Origin of the sequence: Actinocrispum wychmicini (genome assembly GCF_004345645.1) — a bacterium.
Taxonomy (GTDB): domain Bacteria; phylum Actinomycetota; class Actinomycetes; order Mycobacteriales; family Pseudonocardiaceae; genus Kibdelosporangium; species Kibdelosporangium wychmicini.
This window is the reverse complement of sequence record NZ_SLWS01000001.1, coordinates 314,499-332,070: the sequence shown is the minus strand read 5'-3', so window position 1 is coordinate 332,070 and position 17,572 is coordinate 314,499. Positions and strand designations below refer to the sequence as shown.

The 17,572-nt window shown below is 68.5% G+C and carries 17 protein-coding genes; 11 read left to right on the top strand and 6 right to left on the bottom strand.

The features are described 5' to 3' along the window. The first annotated feature begins 10 nt into the window (after window positions 1-10). The 11 genes from EV192_RS01675 to EV192_RS01625 all read left to right on the top strand — a co-directional run bounded on the left by EV192_RS01675 (window position 11) and on the right by EV192_RS01625 (window position 10,804). Entirely contained in the window at window positions 11-871 is an 861-nt protein-coding gene (locus tag EV192_RS01675) for a S49 family peptidase (protein WP_132110400.1), read from the top strand. Window positions 872-937: 66 nt separating this feature from the next. Then, the gene (locus EV192_RS01670; RefSeq protein ID WP_132110398.1) at window positions 938-1,792 is read left to right on the top strand and encodes a LytR/AlgR family response regulator transcription factor; all 855 of its coding nucleotides are present in this window, start codon (window positions 938-940) and stop codon (window positions 1,790-1,792) included. Window positions 1,793-1,814: 22 nt separating this feature from the next. Beyond that, entirely contained in the window at window positions 1,815-2,237 is a 423-nt protein-coding gene (locus EV192_RS01665; protein WP_243726571.1) for a hypothetical protein, read from the top strand. Window positions 2,238-2,349: 112 nt separating this feature from the next. Further along, window positions 2,350-4,068 carry a sodium/solute symporter gene (locus EV192_RS01660; RefSeq protein ID WP_132112830.1) on the top strand — a complete coding sequence of 573 codons (1,719 nt, stop codon included), beginning with the start codon at window positions 2,350-2,352 and terminating at the stop codon, window positions 4,066-4,068. A gap of 148 nt (window positions 4,069-4,216) precedes the next feature. Beyond that, window positions 4,217-4,567: a DUF485 domain-containing protein gene (locus tag EV192_RS01655; protein ID WP_132110396.1), complete on the top strand. Its 351-nt coding sequence runs from the start codon at window positions 4,217-4,219 to the stop codon at window positions 4,565-4,567. After that, the gene (locus tag EV192_RS01650) at window positions 4,564-6,156 is read left to right on the top strand and encodes a solute symporter family protein (RefSeq protein ID WP_132110394.1); all 1,593 of its coding nucleotides are present in this window, start codon (window positions 4,564-4,566) and stop codon (window positions 6,154-6,156) included. The genes EV192_RS01655 and EV192_RS01650 overlap by 4 nt, the downstream gene beginning before the upstream one ends. Window positions 6,157-6,185: 29 nt before the next feature. After that, window positions 6,186-6,518 carry a rhodanese-like domain-containing protein gene (locus EV192_RS01645; RefSeq protein WP_132110392.1) on the top strand — a complete coding sequence of 111 codons (333 nt, stop codon included), beginning with the start codon at window positions 6,186-6,188 and terminating at the stop codon, window positions 6,516-6,518. Next, the gene (locus EV192_RS01640; RefSeq protein ID WP_132110390.1) at window positions 6,519-7,427 is read left to right on the top strand and encodes a DUF4328 domain-containing protein; all 909 of its coding nucleotides are present in this window, start codon (window positions 6,519-6,521) and stop codon (window positions 7,425-7,427) included. Between the two features lie 74 nt (window positions 7,428-7,501). Next, complete coding sequence (locus EV192_RS01635; RefSeq protein WP_132110388.1) at window positions 7,502-8,524, top strand: sensor histidine kinase; 1,023 nt, start codon at window positions 7,502-7,504, stop codon at window positions 8,522-8,524. A gap of 3 nt (window positions 8,525-8,527) precedes the next feature. Then, window positions 8,528-9,184, top strand: coding sequence for a response regulator (locus EV192_RS01630; protein ID WP_132110386.1), 657 nt, complete (start codon window positions 8,528-8,530; stop codon window positions 9,182-9,184). 51 nt (window positions 9,185-9,235) lie between these two features. Beyond that, window positions 9,236-10,804, top strand: a complete 1,569-nt coding sequence (locus tag EV192_RS01625) for a carboxylesterase/lipase family protein (protein ID WP_132110384.1) — start codon at window positions 9,236-9,238, stop codon at window positions 10,802-10,804. Window positions 10,805-10,936: 132 nt separating this feature from the next. Here the strand turns inward: EV192_RS01625 and EV192_RS01620 are convergent, their stop codons facing one another. The 6 genes from EV192_RS01620 to EV192_RS01595 are packed head-to-tail and all read right to left on the bottom strand — an operon-like array spanning window position 10,937 to window position 17,526. After that, window positions 10,937-12,202: an ABC transporter substrate-binding protein gene (locus tag EV192_RS01620; protein ID WP_132110382.1), complete on the bottom strand. Its 1,266-nt coding sequence runs from the start codon at window positions 12,200-12,202 to the stop codon at window positions 10,937-10,939. Between the two features lie 15 nt (window positions 12,203-12,217). Further along, entirely contained in the window at window positions 12,218-13,315 is a 1,098-nt protein-coding gene (locus tag EV192_RS01615) for a branched-chain amino acid ABC transporter permease (protein ID WP_132110380.1), read from the bottom strand. Then, a complete protein-coding gene (locus EV192_RS01610) occupies window positions 13,315-14,211 on the bottom strand; it encodes a branched-chain amino acid ABC transporter permease (RefSeq protein ID WP_132110378.1) in 897 nt (298 codons plus the stop codon). Before EV192_RS01610 ends, EV192_RS01615 begins: the two co-directional genes overlap by 1 nt. Beyond that, window positions 14,208-15,986, bottom strand: a complete 1,779-nt coding sequence (locus EV192_RS01605) for an AMP-dependent synthetase/ligase (RefSeq protein WP_132110376.1) — start codon at window positions 15,984-15,986, stop codon at window positions 14,208-14,210. The genes EV192_RS01610 and EV192_RS01605 overlap by 4 nt, the downstream gene beginning before the upstream one ends. Beyond that, entirely contained in the window at window positions 15,983-16,756 is a 774-nt protein-coding gene (locus EV192_RS01600) for an ABC transporter ATP-binding protein (protein ID WP_243726570.1), read from the bottom strand. The genes EV192_RS01605 and EV192_RS01600 overlap by 4 nt, the downstream gene beginning before the upstream one ends. Beyond that, a complete protein-coding gene (locus EV192_RS01595) occupies window positions 16,744-17,526 on the bottom strand; it encodes an ABC transporter ATP-binding protein (protein ID WP_132112825.1) in 783 nt (260 codons plus the stop codon). The genes EV192_RS01600 and EV192_RS01595 overlap by 13 nt, the downstream gene beginning before the upstream one ends. Between the last annotated feature and the right edge of the window lie 46 nt (window positions 17,527-17,572).

Here is a 17,572-nt window from a genome sequence, read left to right as displayed (position 1 = left end):
GTTCATGTCCATGAGTGGCATGACCGACAAGTTGATGTCCCGGCTGCCGGGACTGGGGGACCGGATCGACAGGAAACCCGTGGTGGCCGTGGTCAGGCTGCACGGCGTGATCACCCCGACCCCGTCGCCGATCGGCCGTGGGGCGATCAACCTGAACTCGGTCGAGTCGGCGCTGACCAGGGCGTTCGAGCACGAACGGCTGGTCGCCGTCGCGCTGGCGGTGAACTCGCCCGGCGGCGCGCCGACCCAGTCCGCGCTGGTGGCCGAACGGATCCGGCAGCTCGCCGGCCGCAAGAACGTCCCGGTGATCGCGTTCTGCGAGGACGTGGCCGCGTCCGGCGGATACTGGCTGGCGTGCGCGGCCGACGAGATCTACGCGCACAGCACCTCGCTCGTCGGCTCGATCGGCGTGATCAGCGCGGGCTTCGGCCTGTCCGGGCTGATCGAGCGGGTCGGGGTGGAACGCCGGGTGCACACCGCCGGAACGAACAAACTGCGGCTGGACCCGTTCCTGGCCGAGAAGGCGGAAGACGTGGAATGGTTGGGCGGCCTGCAGGGCGAACTGCACGACCAGTTCGTCGCCTGGGTCACCGAACGCCGAGGTGACAAGCTCAACAAGGATCACGAGGACCTGTTCAGCGGCGAGGTGTGGACAGGTGCGACCGCGGTCAAGCGCGGATTGGTCGACGGCCTCGGCACGTTGCGCGGCGTGCTGGCCGAGCGCTTTCCGGACGCGGAGATAGCCGTCGCGGAACCCCGCCGGCCACTGCTCGCCCGGCTCGGCGTCGGCGGCGGAATGGGCGCCGGACTTCTCGGCGCCGCGATTCAGGCGGTCGAGAATCGGGCGACCTGGTCCAGGTTCGGACTGTGACCCCCCTTCACTCCACAGGGTGTTGGTACGCATGGCCGTGGACATCGAGGTGGTGAGGTAGGCAAAATGCTGACCACCGTGACTATTGAGAGCGCCGCCGGGCTGGTCGTCCTCTGCGTGGACGACGAGAAAGCCGGCATAGACATGATCACCGAGCGGCTGGAGAACAACCGGCACGTTCGCAAAATCCTGACGGCCTTCGACGCGGCCGAGGCCCTGCGGGTGCTGTCCGGCAGCGACGAGGAGCTGGTGGCCCGCCGCAAGGCCGGGATGCCCGCGGTGGACGCCGTGTTCTGCGACATCAACATGCCCGGCCTGACCGGCATGGAGATGGCCAGAGTGCTCGCGGAGTTCAGCCCGCCACCGTGCTTGGTGTTCGTCACCGGTGTCGGCGGGGACGAGGCCGTGCACGCCTTCGAGCTGGGCGCGGTGGACTACCTGCTCAAGCCGCTCAACGACCAGCAGCGCGTGGACAAGGCGATCGAGCGTGTCGTGTTGAAGCTGCGCTCCGCCGCCCCCACACAGACGGCGACGCAGGTCGGCGGTGTGGCCGCGGCGGAGTCGCGCGACGACGAGGTGATCCCGGTCGAGCTGGCCGGCACGACCAAGCTCGTCGCCCGCAACTCGGTGCGCTGGGTGGAGGCGCAGGGCGACTACGCCAGGCTGTACACCTCGGACGGCTCGCACCTGGTTCGGATTCCGTTGGCGCAGCTGGAGGAGCGGTGGGGCAAGGTCGGGTTCGTCCGGATCCACCGGTCGTACCTGGTGCCGTTGAACCTGATCACCGAGCTGCGGATGGGCGCGTCCGGCTACACCGTGGTGATCGGCAGCGAGGAGAAGGAGCTGCCGGTCAGCCGCCGGCACACGCGTGAGCTGAAGGACAAGCTGGTCCGGTCGCCGCGCAGTGGGTTCGGCGGCTAGCGATGACCCGATCAGGTGATTTGTGAGCAGGCATTCGGCCGGAACGGGTCCGGGCCGCGCGGAGGAGAACGGCGCCACTCCCGGGCCGCCGCCGCGCCGGAAACGGGTCATCCTCGCCGACTCGCGGGCGCCGGTCACCGTCCTACGCACTGTTGTCGAGCTGGAGGAACAGACCAGCTACGGCGAGGAGCTGGTCCGTGGGTTCATCCGGATCCAGCTGTGGACCGCGGTCCGGTTGGGTGCGCTCGCCGTGGTCCTGCTGTGCGGCCTGCCCGTGTTGTTCTTCCTCATCCCGGGGATGGCGGACGTGACGCTCGCCGGGGTCCGGTTACCGTGGCTGCTTCTGGGGGTCGTCCCGTTCCCGGTGTTGTTCGGCATTGGATACTGGTACAACGTGCTGGCCGAACGGCACGAGCGGGACTTCGTCGACATGGTCGAGAAGTAGCCGAAGGGTTTTCACGGTGGATGGCACAGCCGTTGCGCTGAACCTGTGGGCGGTCTGCGCCATCCTGCTGGTCGCCGTGGTCACGTTCTACATCGGTTACCGCAGCTCACGCATGGCCAGCACGACCCGGGACTTCCTGGTCGCGCGCCGCACGGTCCGCTCGCGCCGCAACGCCGCCGCGGTGTCCGGCGAGTACTTGTCGGCCGCGTCGTTCCTCGGTGTCGCCGGGCTCGTGCTCAAGGACGGCGTGGACGCGCTGTGGTACCCGATCGGGTTCACCGCCGGGTATCTGGCGTTGATGCTGTTCGTGGCCGCGCCGCTGCGCCGGTCAGGCGCGTACACCTTGCCGGACTTCGTCGAGGCGCGGCTGGGGTCGTCCGGGCTGCGCAAGCTCGCCACCGCCGTCGTGATCCTGATCGGCGTCCTGTACCTGTTGCCGCAGCTGCAAAGCGCGGGCCTGTTGATCGCCCGGATCATGCCGGTGCCGTCGTGGGTCGGCATGGTGCTGGTCGTGGTCGTGGTCGTGGTGAACGTCTTCGGCGGCGGCATGCGCGCGATCACTGTCGTGCAGGCGTTCCAGTACTGGTTGAAGCTGTTCGCGATCGCCGCGCCCACGTTCATCCTGTGTGCCTTGTTCATCGGCCACGGCGGCGCCGGCGCGCGCAGTGAGACGACGAGGTTGAGCGCGCAGATGCCGCCGACGTTCACCGAGGACACCACGGTTCACGTCGAGACCCCGGTGACGTTGCAGATCAAGTCGGATGTGGCGCTGAAGGCCGACGGATCGGTCGGCGGCGCCCCGGCGCATGGCGAGGTCATCTGGAAGACCGCGGGCAGTCAGGTGACTGTCGACGCCGGCACCACTTTGACGTTCCCGAAGAACGCAGTCGTGCCGGTGGTGGTCGGCGCGCCCGCGGAGAACAGCTTGTGGATGAAGCCGAATCCGAACGGCTCAAGCGACCTGTTCAGCACGTACTCGTTGATCTTCGCCACGTTCCTGGGCACCATGGGCCTGCCGCACGTGCTCGTCCGCTTCTACACCAACCCGGACGGCAAAGCCGCGCGTCGGACCACCCTGCACGTGATGTTGTTGCTGGCGTTGTTCTACATCTTCCCGATCCTGTTGGGCGCGCTGTCCCGGATCTACGTGCCGGAGCTGCTCGTGACGGGCAAGACCGACGCGGCGGTCCTGGCGTTACCGCAGAAGATCGTGCCCGGGGTGGCCGGCGAGATCCTCGGCGCGGTGACGTCGGCCGGCGCGTTCGCGGCTTTCCTCTCCACGTCGTCGGGTCTGGTGGTGAGCGTGTCCGGGGTGCTGTCGACGGACGTCCTGCCCGGTCGGGTCCGCGACTTCCGGTGGGCCGCGCTGCTCGCCGGGACGGTCCCGCTGGCCCTGGCGATCGTGTTGCGGCCCAACGACGTGTCGCTGACCATCGGGGTCACGTTCGCGCTGGCCGCGTCCACGTTCTGCCCGGTGCTGGTGCTCGGCATCTGGTGGCGCAAGTTGACCTGGGTGGGTGCGGGCGCGGGGATGATCGTCGGCGGTGGCCTGGTGCTCTCGGCGATCGTGCTGGACGTGGTGAGCCGGTACACCGGCGACTGGGCACCGGGTTTCGTCCGCCAGCCCGCGTTGATCACCGTGCCGGTCGCGTTCCTGGTGGTTCTGCTGGTCAGCAAGGCCACGCACCGGCGGCAGCCGGCGGACACCGGCCAAACCCTGTTGCGGATGCACGCGCCCGACCCGCTCGGATTCATCCGCGACCGTGACGTCGCGCGGTTCGGTACGGCCGAGGAACGCGCTCGACTCGCGGACGGCAGGCATCGTCGGTAAACACCGCCGAACTGAAGAAGATCCGCCATTCACGACCGTTCACCGCAGCACCGAACCGGGTGACGACTGTCCCCGAACGGAGCCTTAACAAAGGTGTCGTTCCGTCCCTAACGTCCGTCCGAGCGGAAATGCCCGAACGGAGGGTCAAGTGAGCACCAGCGAACAAGCCCAGTTCGATCAGCTACCCGAGTCAGACAGGTGGACCGAGGTGCAGAACAGCCCGGAGTTCGCCGATCTGCGGCACCGGCTGCGCCGCTTCGTCTTCCCGATGACCGCGTTGTTCCTGGTCTGGTACCTGGTGTACGTGCTGCTGGCGGACTACGCGCACGGATTCATGTCCACCAAGGTGGTCGGCAATATCAATGTCGCTCTCATCCTTGGCGTCCTGCAGTTCGTTTCCACATTCGTGATCACCGGGCTGTACGTGCGGTACGCCGACAAGAACCTTGACCCGAAAGCGGCGGAAATCCGGGCGAAGATCGAGGGAGCGGACGAATGATCCTCGCCGAAGGGGTGTCCGGCGGCAACCCGACCCTGAATATCTCGATCTTCGCCGCGTTCGTTCTGATCACATTGGTGATCGTGATCCGGGCGTCCCGCAACCAGAAGACGGCTGCGGACTACTACGCGGCCGGTCGCGCGTTCACCGGCGCGCAGAACGGGATCGCGATCTCCGGCGACTACCTGTCCGCGGCGTCGTTCCTCGGGATCGCCGGCCTGATCGCGTTGAACGGCTACGACGGTTTCCTGTACTCGATCGGGTTCCTGGTGGCCTGGCTGGTGGCGTTGTTGCTGGTAGCCGAGCTGCTGCGGAACACAGGCAAGTACACGATGGGTGACGTGCTGGCGTTCCGGATGCGGCAACGGCCGGTCCGCGCGGCGGCGGCCACTTCCACTTTGGTCGTCAGCCTCTTCTACCTGCTCGCGCAGATGGCCGGCGCGGGCGGTCTGGTCGCGCTGCTGCTGGGCATCAACGGCAAGTTCGGCCAGGGCGTGGTGATCGCGGTGGTCGGCGTGGTCATGATCGTGTATGTGCTGGTCGGCGGCATGAAGGGCACCACGTGGGTGCAGATCATCAAGGCCGTCCTGCTGCTGGTGGGCGCCGCCGCGATCACGGTCTGGGTCCTGGCCAGGTATGGCCTGAACCTGTCCACCCTGTTGGGCGACGCGGCGAAGACCGGCGCCTCGCTGGATCCGGGCAAGCAGTACGGCAAGACCGGGATCACGCAGCTGGACTTCGTGTCCTTGGCGCTCGCCCTGGTCCTGGGCACGGCCGGCCTGCCGCACGTGCTGATGCGGTTCTACACCGTGCCGTCGGCCAAGGAGGCGCGGAAGTCGGTCGCGTGGGCGATCGGCGTGATCGGCGTCTTCTACCTGTTCACCCTGGTTCTCGGCTACGGCGCCGGCGCACTGGTGGGGCCGAAGGCGATCAACGCCGCGCCCGGCAAGGGCAACTCGGCCGCGCCGCTGCTGGCCCAGGCGTTGGGTGGCCCGGTGTTGCTCGGGCTCGTCGCGGCCGTGGCCTTCGCGACGATCCTCGCGGTCGTGGCCGGGCTGACGATCACCGCGTCCGCGTCGTTCGCACACGACATCTACGCGAACGTCATCAAGAAGGGCGAGGTCGACGACAAGGCCCAGGAGGTCAAGGTCGCGCGGATCACCGCGCTCGTCATCGGCGCGATCGCGATCGCCGGTGGCATCCTGGCGAACGGGCAGAACGTCGCGTTCCTGGTGGCCTTGGCGTTCGCCCTGGCGGCCTCGGCGAACCTGCCGACGATCCTGTACTCGCTGTTCTGGAAGCGGTTCAACACCCAGGGCGCGCTGTGGAGCATCTACGGCGGCCTGGCCGTGTGCCTGGTGCTGATCGTCTTCTCACCCGCGGTGTCCGGCGAGACCTCCTCGATGCTCCCGGGCGAGCACTTCGACTGGTTCCCGCTGTCCAACCCGGGGATCGTGTCCATCCCGGTCTCGTTCCTGCTGGGGTGGCTGGGCACGGTGCTCTCGTCCGAACGCGACGACGCCAAATACGCCGAGATGGAGGTGCGGGCGCTCACCGGCGTGGGCGCTGAACAGGCCGTTCACCACTAACTTATGCGAGCCGTGGCAGCATCTCGGGTGTGAACCCACAGAACGTGCCCTCGGTGGGCGTGGTCGAGATCCCGGCCGACGTGACCCTGCTCGACGTGCGTGAGGACGACGAGTGGGCGGCCGGGCACGCCCCTGACGCGCTGCACATCCCCATGGGCGAACTGGCCGGGCGGCTCGACGAACTGCCCGCCGACCAGGGCGTCTACGTGGTGTGCCGAGGTGGCGGCCGGTCCGCCCGCGCCACCGTCTACCTGAACGCCAACGGGTGGGACGCGGTGAACGTCGACGGCGGCATGCGGTCGTGGGCGACGGCCGGAAAGCCCATGGTCAGCGACACCGAAGCCGACCCCGAGGTCATCTAGGTGACCAGGCCGGCGCGGGTCCGCTGGGTGGCGAGTCCGCCGCCCGGCGCGCCCCGGCGCGGCCCGCGAGAGCACCGCTCTCGCCCATATCTTGGCCCGCCGCGTTATCCGGCGCCGCCGCGCTGGGGCTTCCCGAGCCTGGCCTGGCGGTGGCCGCGGTCGGTGCCCGGCACCGGGGCGGGGTCGCACGCGGTGCCGCCGATCGAGCGGGTCCGTGTCCTGGCCAAGCACACGGTCGGGATGCTGGGCTTGCTCGCCGTCCTCGCGGTGATCTCGGCCGGCGCCGAGATGTGGCGGTACGTGCTGTTGGCCCGGAGCCGGTTCGGGGCGTTGAGCAGCGGCGTCGTCGGGGCTTCGGACGCGTTCGTGTACACGGCGGCCAGCCTGGCGCTCGCTGTGGGCTGTCTGGCGATCGCCTTGACGGTCTGGTGGCTGTCCGTGTCGCGGCTGGCGGCGACCGAAGTGTGCGGATACGCCCCGGCGCGGCCCACCCGGAGTTTCTTCGTCGGGCTGCTCGTTCCGGTCGTCAACCTGGTGGTGGCCGGGTCGGTGCTGGCCGAACTCGAGCACATGGCCCAGCAGGGCGACCGGGACGCCCGGCCCAGGCCCAGCCGGCTGGTGCGGTGGTGGTGGGCGGTGTGGGTGGCCAACGGCCTCTGCATGGCGGTCGCGGTCGTGTGGCGGTTCCGTGGCGGCGTGCAGGCCCAGGCTGACCTGGTCGTGCTGTCCGCGGTGACGGACCTGGTCGGTGCGGCTGTCGCCGTGTTGACGGTGTTGGTCATCCGCCGGCTGGTCCGGTTGCTGGCGCCGATCGATCCGTCGGCGGTGACGCTCATGCGAGTGGTGAAGGTGACGGACGCGCCCGCACCGCCGTTGCGCGCCACCAGGGCGTGGGGTTCCACTCGCTGATCGCCCTCGTGGGTGAGGGGCGGCTCGTTCCGGCGGGCGAGGCGCGGCCCACACGGTCGCTTCATACTGCTGGCGTGCGGATTCGTGTGATCGATCTGGTGATCACCGTCGTGGTTACGGCCGCGACGGTCGTACCGGTCGCTCTCACCGCGCCTTGGGACGCGATCGCCCTCGCGGTGCTCGCTTCCGCGCCGGTCGTGTGGGTGTGGCGGGCCCCGCAGACAGTTGGGCTTGTGGTCGGAGTCGCGACCACCGTGCTCGCGTCCGTGTACACGCCGCTGTTGCTGCCGGCCGGGCCACTGCTGGTGATCTACGTCATCGCTGCCGAGAGCACGCCGATGTGGCGCGCGGTGTGCGCCCTGGCGACCGTCGTGGGGGTCACGATCTCGCTGGTCGCGTCGGGGGACGACGACTTCAGCACGTACCGGTATCTCGCGGCGGCGTACATCGGGGCCTATGCGCTCGGGACGAGTACACGCGCGCGGCGCGCTCAGGCACGCGTCGTGGCCGAGGAACGCGCGGCCGCGGCGGCGCGGGAGCGCACCAGGATCGCTCAGGACATGCACGACATCATCACCCACTCGGTGGGAATGATGGTCGTTCAGGCCGAAGCGGGGCCGTTGGTCGTGCACGCCGATCCGGCGCGCGCGGCGGCGGCGTTCGACGCGATCGCGGAGACCGGGCGAGGGGCGATCGCGTCGCTGCGTGAGGTGGTGGCGGCGTTGCGGACGGTCGGGGTCGGGTCGGTGCGGGATCTCGTCGCCCGGATGGACGGCGCCATGCTTGAGGTGCTGGGCGAGCCACGTCCGATATCGTCCGAAGTGGACATGACGGTGTACCGGGTGGTGCAGGAGTCGTTGACGAACGCGATGCGGCACGCGGCGGCGAGGACGGTCCGGGTGCGGTTGCAGTGGCACGAACGGACTTTGGGGGTGGACGTGGTCGACGACGGCCGTGGACAGGTGAACTGGAAAGCCGGCGGCTACGGGCTGATCGGCATGCGCGAGCGGGTGATGGCGTGCGGCGGAACGCTGCACACCGGTCCCGGTCCGGGCGGTGTCGGGTTCGCCGTGCACGCCACCCTGCCGATCGGATAGCCGATGTTGCGTGTGCTCGTGGTGGACGACCAGGACCTGTTCCGGGCCGGGTTCGCGCTGATCCTGAACGCGCAGCCGGACATCGAGGTCGTGGGGGAGGCGGCGGACGGCGCCGCCGCGGTGGCCGCCGCGGCAGCGCTCGAACCGGACATCGTGCTGATGGACGTCCGGATGCCCGGGATGGACGGGGTCACCGCGACCGGCCAGATCTGTGCGCGGACGAACGCCAAGGTCATCGTGCTGACCATGTTCGACGTGGACGAGTACGTCTACGCCGCGTTGGCTGCGGGCGCGTCCGGGTTCCTGCTCAAGGACATCCGGCGGGACGACCTGGTCAATGCGGTCCGGCTGATCGCGGCAGGCGACGCGCTGCTCGCACCCAGCGTGACCCGGCGGCTCATCGCCGACCTGGCCGGCCGTGGCCATCCGGTGCCGAAGCTCGCGGCTCGGCTGGACGACCTGACCGAGCGGGAACGGGACACGCTCCGGCAACTCGCCCGCGGGCTGTCCAACGCCGAGATCGCCCGCGCGCTGTATGTCAGCGAGCACACGGTGAAGACGCACGTCAGCAACCTGTTAGCCAAGCTCGGCCTGCGGGACCGGGCGCAGGCGGTGGTGTTCGCCTACGAGTCCGGTCTGGTCATCGCGGGCCAGAGCTGACTCCCTCTTGTCGGCGATCCGATCGCTCGTCTTCCGGCCAAGGATGCAGGTATGAAACTGACAGGTCTTCTGGTAGTCGCCGGCCTGCTGCTGGCGCCGACCGTCGCGAGCGCGGCGCCGGCCGACCGCGGCGGTGGCTGCACGACAACGACGTCGCTCGGCAGGGTGGCCGGCACGGCCAACGCCGCCCTGTGTGTCTACAGTGGAATTCCGTATGCCGCGGCGCCAGTCGGCGACCTGCGGTTCAAGCCGCCGCAACCGGTCCAGCCGTGGCCCGGCACGTTCCAGGCGAACGACAACACCAAGGTCTGCCCGCAGTTCCGGGACCGCATGACCGAGGAGTACCCGGACGACAAGGACATCTACACCGACGAGGACTGCCTGCGGCTCAACGTGTGGGCGCCGAGAACCCCGGGCAGGCACCCGGTGGTCGTGTTCGACCACGGCGGCGCGGCCCGGTTCGGCACCGGCAACGAACCCCGCTACAACGGCACGAACCTGGCGAAGACCGGCGATGCCGTCGTGGTGACCGTGAACTACCGCCTCGGCCTGCTCGGCTGGGGCGAGTTCGGCGGTCTCGACCCGGCCTACCAAGGGTCAGGCAACAACGGAGTCCGTGACCAGATCGCCGCCTATGAATGGGTGCAGGCGCACATCGCGGACTTCGGCGGCGACCCACGGAACGTCACCGCCGTGGGCGAGTCCGAAGGCGCGTTCTCGCTGAGCGCGATGCTCGCGACCGACAACCCCCAACGCCTGTTCCACCGGGTGGTCCTGCAGAGCGGCACCGGATACATGACCCACTCACCCGAGCTGCAACAGAGTTTCGCGTCCCGGCTCAAGGGCCTGACCGTCGACCAGTTGCGGGCGATGAGCCCCAGAAACCTGCTCGACCTGCAGGAGAAACTGATCGGCGAAAGCTCGATCGGCGGCGCCATCTACTTCGGGCCAGCCATCGACGGACAGCTGATCAAACGGCCGGTGATCGACGCGGTCGAAGCCGGCAACGCCCGCGGCATCGACCTGCTCGTCGGTTCGAACAAGGACGAGATCCGCTACTTCGCCCAGTTCGACCCGTCCATCCTGCAAATGGGCCAACAGCAGTACGCCGCGTTCTTCCCCAAACCACTGTTCCCCCAGCGGGACAAGATGATCGCTTCGTACAAGGCGGACCGCCCTGGGGAAAGCGACTCGGACATCACCCTGGCGATGATGAACGACCAGACGTTCCGCGTCCCGGCGACCCGCCTCGCGGCAGCCCAGAACAAGTGGGCCAAGGCGTACGTGTACCAGTTCAACTGGGCGGCCCCAGGTGGCCTCGGCGCCATCCACGCCTCAGAACTGGGCTTCGTCTTCGGCACCATGAGCTTCACCGGCGTCCCAGCCGGCGCCGAGGCGTACAAGGCGAACCCATGGCCACTGCGCTGGCTGTCAGCGAACATGCAGTCGGCCTGGACCTCGTTCGCGCGCTACGGCGACCCAGGCTGGTCCCGCTACCAGGAATCCAGCCGGGTCACCAGAATCTGGGACACGTGGTCCCGCACAGTCCGGGCACCCCACGAGGCCGAGCGCGCGCTGTGGGACGGCTACCGCTTCCCCGCGTTGAGCCTGAACATCTGACAACCCGTTCACCCGGCGGAGTGAAGTCCGTGCGAGCGGTCCGCCCGCACGGACTCACTGCCGCCAAACCCTCTGACAGGACGCCACCCCCGATAGACTGGCCCCGGGGTCGCCCCCCGGAGAGGGTGGGGGTCAGCCTGTTTTCTGGAACTCGAAGGACTTCGCGGCGTCCGAGGCGAAGTTGTACTTCAGGGTCTTCAGGCCGAACGGCTTTGTCGGGTCGACCGTGAACAGGGTGCTCGTTCGGGGTGGGTTGCGGGTTTCGGCGGGGCCATAGATGTAGTCGCCGCTGAGTCCGTCGAAGGAGACCGTGCCGAGTTGCCGGGACGCCTCCAGGATCCCTTCCCGGGTGAGGTTGCCGAGTTGGACGGCTTTCTCCAGCACCGCGGTCATCGCCCGGCCCTGGTTGTAGCCGAACGCGAGGTAGTAGTCCGGCTGTTGCTGCGGGCCGAACTGGGCCGTCCGGTCGACCATGTCCTTCATGCCGCTCACCTTGTTGTCGCCCCACTCGGTGCCTTCGGCGACGATGATCGCGTTCTGCTGCAGGTACGGGGTGAGCGGCGACTTCGACAGGGCGGCGGCGTAGGCCGGGGACTGGGCGTACCAGCGTGGCGCGAACCGGGCCTGGGCCGCGGTTCCCCAGATCTTGCCGGCGTCGGTGGGGGTGGCGGTGAGGAACACCATCTGGCAGCCCGCGCCGGCCAGTGCCTGGATCTGGCCGGTGTAGTTCTCGGTGCCGTTCTTGAAGCGTTGGGTGTTGGCGATCTGGAAGCCGTACTTCTGGCTCGCGTACGTGAGGCCTTGCAGTCCGGCTTCGCCGTAGACGTCGTCCTGCAGCATCATGCAGATCTTCGAGTCCTTGGTGCCGCCGCCCTCGGTCAGGTAGTGGTCGAGGGCGTTGATCACCTGGATCTGGTACGGCCCACCGACCGGCAGCAGGTTCGGTTCCCGCACCCAGAGGGCGTCCAGGGAGGCCGGCGCGGCGAGCACCTTGTCGGTTTTGAGCTGCGGCAGTACCGCAAGAGTGGGCGCGGTGCCGAGGACCTGGGTGAACGCGACCACGTTGCCCTTGATCTTGTTGTACTGCTGGACGGTCACGTCCGGCTTGTACTGGGTGTCCTCCTGGACGAGTTCGACCTTGTACTTGCCGGCGACGCCACCGCGGCCGTTCAAACTGTCGAACCAGATCTTGTTCCCGGCGGTGAGCGGTAAACCGATCACGGCGACCGGCCCGGACAGCGGGCTGAGCACACCGAGTTTGATCGTTGACCCGTCGAAGCCGGTGGTGGTCGGTGGGGCGCCGGCCGCGCCGCTGCTCGGGCCGCCGCCTTTGTCGCCAGCGCCGCCGCATGCCGCGACCAGCAGGGTCGCGGCAACCGCCAATGTGATGCCTCGCATGGACGCCTCCTTGAGTCAATACGAGAAGGGCCAGGACTTGAAGTAAGCCTTGACCCGCAGCCAGATCCCGGCGAGCCCGCGCGGCTCGAACACCAGGAACACCACGATGAGGACGCCGAAGATGGCCTGGTTGAGCGCGAACACGCTGATGAAGCCCGGTCCGCCGACGCTGGTCTGCACGCCGGGGATGTCGGCGGCGAACCGGTCGATCAACGCGGGCAGCGCGCCCACGAAGATCGCCCCGAGCACAGATCCGAAGACCGTGCCGAGGCCGCCCACGATGACGATCGCGATGTACTGGATGGACAGCAGCAGGTTCCATTCGTCCGGGCTGACGAACTGCTGGTACGCCCCGAACAGCGCGCCGGCGACCGAGGCGATCGCGCTGGACACGACGAAAGCGCCGATCTTGTAGCGCCCGGCGCGGACGCCGATCACCTCGGCTGCCTGGTCGCGGTCCCGCACGGCTTGCAGCGCCCGGCCCGGCCGGGTCCTGGCCAGGTTCTTCACCAGCAGCGCGAGGACCGCCACGAGTGCCCACACCAGCCAGAAGAACCCCTGGTTGCGGGAGTAGACCTCGCCGCCAAGGACGATCCGGTTGAAGTCAAGCGGCCCGACGGACAGGTCGGCGTTGATGGACGTGCCGGAGTTCCCGCCGGTCAACCCCTTGAGGTTGCGCCACAGGTGCTCGCCGATGAACACCAGGCCCAGGGTCACGATCGCCAGGTAGGGCCCGCGCAACCGCAACGCGAACGGCCCGACCATGGCTCCCAGCAGGCCACCTGCGACCGCCGCCAGCGGCAGCCACAACACCAGCGGCAGGCCGAGGTCGCCACCCAGCCAACCGGTGACGTACGCCCCGGCCCCGATGAAGAAGGCGTGCCCGAGCGATATCTGTCCACAGTAGCCGGTCAGCAGGTTCAGGCCGAGCGCGCCGACCGCGGTGATGCCGACGTAGATCAGCACGGACAGCCAGAAGTCGTCCTGGACCACCATCGGCAGCATCACGAGCACGAGCAGCATCACCACCAGCCCGACCCGGGCTGCCGGGGTGGCGAAGAGCCGCAGGTCCTGCCCGAACTCACGGACCATGGCACGATGTGGTCGGCCCATCAGACCCGCCTCACGTCCTTGGTGCCGAGCAGCCCGTACGGTCTGATCAGCAGGATCACGATCATCAACAGGTACGGGACGATCACCGAGACGTTGTCCCCGGCCCAGGAGAACAGCTGGTCCTGGTAGCCGCGGGTGAGCGCCTCGGCCATCCCGATCACCAGCCCGCCGAGCACGGCGCCGGCCGGTGAGTCCATGCCGCCGACGATCATCGCCGGGAACGCGGCCAGCGCGATGTCCCCGATGGACGGCGACAGTCCGCCGGGCCCGGCGGCCGTGGCGATCCCGGCCAACGCCGCCAGCCCGGCCGCGATGGCCCACGACACCGCGTACACCCGTCGCGCGCTGATCCCTTGGGCCAACGCGGCTTCCGGGTCGAACGCCGTCACCCGCATGGCCAGGCCGAGCGACGAGTACCGGAAGAACACGAAGAACGCCGTCAGGACCAGGGCGGTCAGCCCGATCGTCCACAGGTCCCGGACACCGAACACCAGGTCGCCGAGGCTGACCGTCTGGATGTTCCACGGGTTGCGCACCTGCTTGTTGTCGAATCCCCAGATCGCGGTGGTGAGCGGGGAGAGGACGAACAGCAGCCCGATGGTGACCATGATGACCGCGAACGGCGGCTGGCCGACCATCCGCCGCAGCACGATCCGTTCGAACCCGGCGCCGACGACCGCGGCCGTCAGGCACGCCAGCAGGATCGCGATGCCGAACGCCAGCGCGAGGTTGTTGGCGAACGTGTACCCGAGGTACGCGCCGAGGGCGAGCAGCCCGCCCTGCGCGAAGTTGATCACCCCGGTGGACTTGAAGATGACCACGAAACCCAGTGCCACCAGTGCGTAGGTGGACCCCAGCGACAGGCCGGCGAAGCAGTTCTGCAGGAAGGCGATCATGTGTACATCGCCTCGATCCGGGTCGCGAACCGCCGTTCGATCGCGGCGCGTTTCACCTTCTGGGTGGCGGTCAACTCGCCGTCCTCATGGTCGAGTTCCTTGTCCAGCAACGTGAACCGCTTGACCTGCGCGACCTGGGCCAGGTCCCGGTTGGCCGCGCGCACGACGGTCTGGATCAGCGCGACGACCTCGGGTTTCCCGGCGAGATCCGCGTACGTCGTGTACGGCAGGTCGCGCCGTGCGGCCCAGTCGCCGACGGTCTCCAGTTCGATCCCGATCAGCGCGGTGACGTAGTTCCTGCGGTCTCCGATCACGACGGCCTCGCGGACGTAAGGGGAGACCTTCAACCGGTTCTCGATCTCCGAGGGCGACAGGTTCTTGCCGCCCGCGGTGATGATCACGTCCTTCTTCCGGTCAGTGATCCGCAGGTAGCCGTCCTCAAGGGCGCCCACGTCACCGGTGTGCAGCCAGCCGTCCGCGTCGACACCCGACCCGGGGTCGTTGAGATAGCCGAGGAAGACACCGGCCGAGCGGGTCAGGATCTCGCCGTCGTCGGCGATCCGCACCTCGACTCCGGGCAGTGCCTGGCCGACCGTGCCCAACCGCACGTCCCCGGGCGGGTTCAGTGTGCAGATGGCGGTGTTCTCGGTCTGCCCGTACCCTTCCCGCACCGGAATTCCGATGGCCCACAGGAACTCCAGCACCTGGGGCGCGATCGGCGCCGCGCCGCTCAACGGCACCCGGGCCCGCGACATGCCGAGCTTCGCGCGCAACGGCCGGAACACCAGCAACCCACACAGCGTGAGCACCAGGCGGTCGAACACCGAGGCCCGGCCGGTCATCCGGCGGGGCGCGATCCGTTTGCCCAGGCGGACGCATAAGCGGTAGAGCGTCTTCTTCAGCCACGTGCTGTCGGCGATCCGGATCTCTACCCCGGCCATCATCTTCTCCCACACCCGGGGGACGCCGAGGAAGATCGTCGGCTGCACCTCGTGCAGGTCGGTCAGAAAACCTTCGCCGAAGTTCACCGTCGATCCGGCCGACAAGGCGACGATCACCGACAACAGCCGTTCGGCCACGTGACACAGCGGCAGGTAGCTCAGGATCTCGTCGCGCGGCCCGGCCGGCAGCGCCGCCGCGAACGTGTGCCCGGAGGCCAGCAGGTTCGCGTGCGAAAGCATGGCGCCCTTGGGCGGACCTGTGGTGCCGGACGTGTACACGAGAACCGCGAGCGACGACGGATCCAGCAAGGACACCGAGGCCGCGAACTCGTCCAGCGCCTCGTCCCGTTCCAGGTCCATGAACGGGATCGCGTCCCCGGGCCGGACACCGCGTCCGTCCATCACGACGATGTGGCGCAACACGGGAAGCCGGCCGCGGACCGCGAGCACTTTGTCGAGTTGCTCCTCGTTCTCCACGATCGCGATCTCGACCTGGGCGTGCGCGAGGATGTACTCGACGTCGGCCGGCGGCGAGGTCGGGTAGATCCCGACACTCACCGCGCCGAGCCCCTGGACCGCGAGGTCGGCGAAGACCCATTCGGGGCGGTTCTCGGCCAGGATCGCCACTCTGCCGCCACGCGTGACCCCGAGTTCACGCAGTCCGGCGGCCACCCCGGCCACCCGTAACGCGTAGGAACGCCAGGAAAACGACTGCCATCGCCCGACCGTCTTCCACCGCAGGCCCACGGTGTCGCCACGGGTGTGCGCCAACTCCAGCAACCGCGCCGGCAGCGTCGCGACGTCCACAGTGGACTTCTCAAGGACCGTGTTCACGCCGCACCACCGAGGTACGCCTCGACCACGACCGGGTCGTTCTGGACCTCCGCGGGGGTCCCGGTCGCGATCGGCACGCCGAAGTCCAGCGCGAGCACCCGGTCGGCGAGGTCCATCACCAGCCGCATGTCGTGCTCGACCAGGATCATCGTGACGCCCAGCCGGCGCCGGACCTCGGTGAGATACCGGGCCATGTCCTCGGTCTCCTCCAGGTTCATCCCGGCGACCGGCTCGTCCAGCAGCAACAGCGTGGGCTCCATCGCCAAGGCCCGGCCGAGCTCCGCGCGTTTGGCCACGCCGTACGGCAGCATCCCGGCCGGTGTCCGCCGGTACGGCCCGAGTTCCAGCAGGTCGATCACGGACTCGACGTCGGCGCGGTGGGTGATCTCCTCGCGTTTGGCCCGTCCCCACCAGAACATCCCGGCGAGCATGCCGGTCCGCATCAGGTGATGGCGGCCGAGCATCAGGTTGTCGATCAGGCTCAGGTTTCCGAACAACCCGAGGTTCTGGAACGTCCTGGCCACCCCGAGAGCCGCGATCGACGCCGGTGACCTGCCGGTCAGCACGGTGTCGCCGAGCCTGATGGTGCCCGCCTGCGGCTTGTAGACCCCGTTGACACAGTTGAAGATGGACGTCTTGCCGGCGCCGTTCGGTCCGATCACCGCGAACATCTCGCCGGCCATGACGTCGAAACCGACGTTGTCCAACGCGGTCACCCCGCCGAAGCGCAGCGTCAGGTCGCGCACTTCGAGCTTGGTCAGACGCTCCAACGCTTCCTCCTCCGGTAGGTCTTGACCTCGGCGAAGGACCGCCGTTCGCTGGCCCCCAGGTAGAACTCGCGGATGTCCTCGTCGGCCAGCAGGTCGGCGGCCGGGCCGTGTTTGACCACCTTCCCGGTCTCCAGCACGTAGCCGGAGTGCGCGACGGCCAGCGCCATCACCGCGTTCTGCTCGATCAGCAGCACGCTTGTGCCCTGCTGGTTGATTTGCGCGACGATGTCCCGCACCTGTTCGACCAGCCGGGGCGCGAGCCCAAGGGACGGCTCGTCCAACAGGAGCAACCTGGGTGACGCCATCAGCGCCCGGCCGATCGCCAGCATCTGCTGTTCACCGCCGGACAGGTAGCCGGCGACGGCTTTCCGCCGTTCGGCCAACACCGGGAACAGGTCGAGCACGCGTGCGTACGACTCGCCGACCTCGGTACGTGAGCGCCGGGTGTACGCGCCGGCCCGGAGGTTCTCGTCCACGGTGATCTCGGCGAACACCCGCCGGCCCTCCAGCACCTGGGCCAGTCCCCGGCGGACGATCCTGGCCGGGTCCGCGCCGGTGATGTCGGTGCCGTCGAGCGTGACCGTGCCCTTGGTGATCTTTCCCCGATGGGGTGCCAACAAGCCCGAGACCGCCCGTAACAGGGTCGTCTTGCCGGCGCCGTTGGCGCCCAGTACGGCGACGATCTCGCCCGCGGGCACCTCGATGCTCAGCCCGCGCAGGACGAGGACCACGTCGTCGTAGACCACTTCCAGGTTCTTGACCAGCAGCACAGTTCTGCCCTTCGCGCCGTTGACCACCGGGGCAAACCGTTGTGAC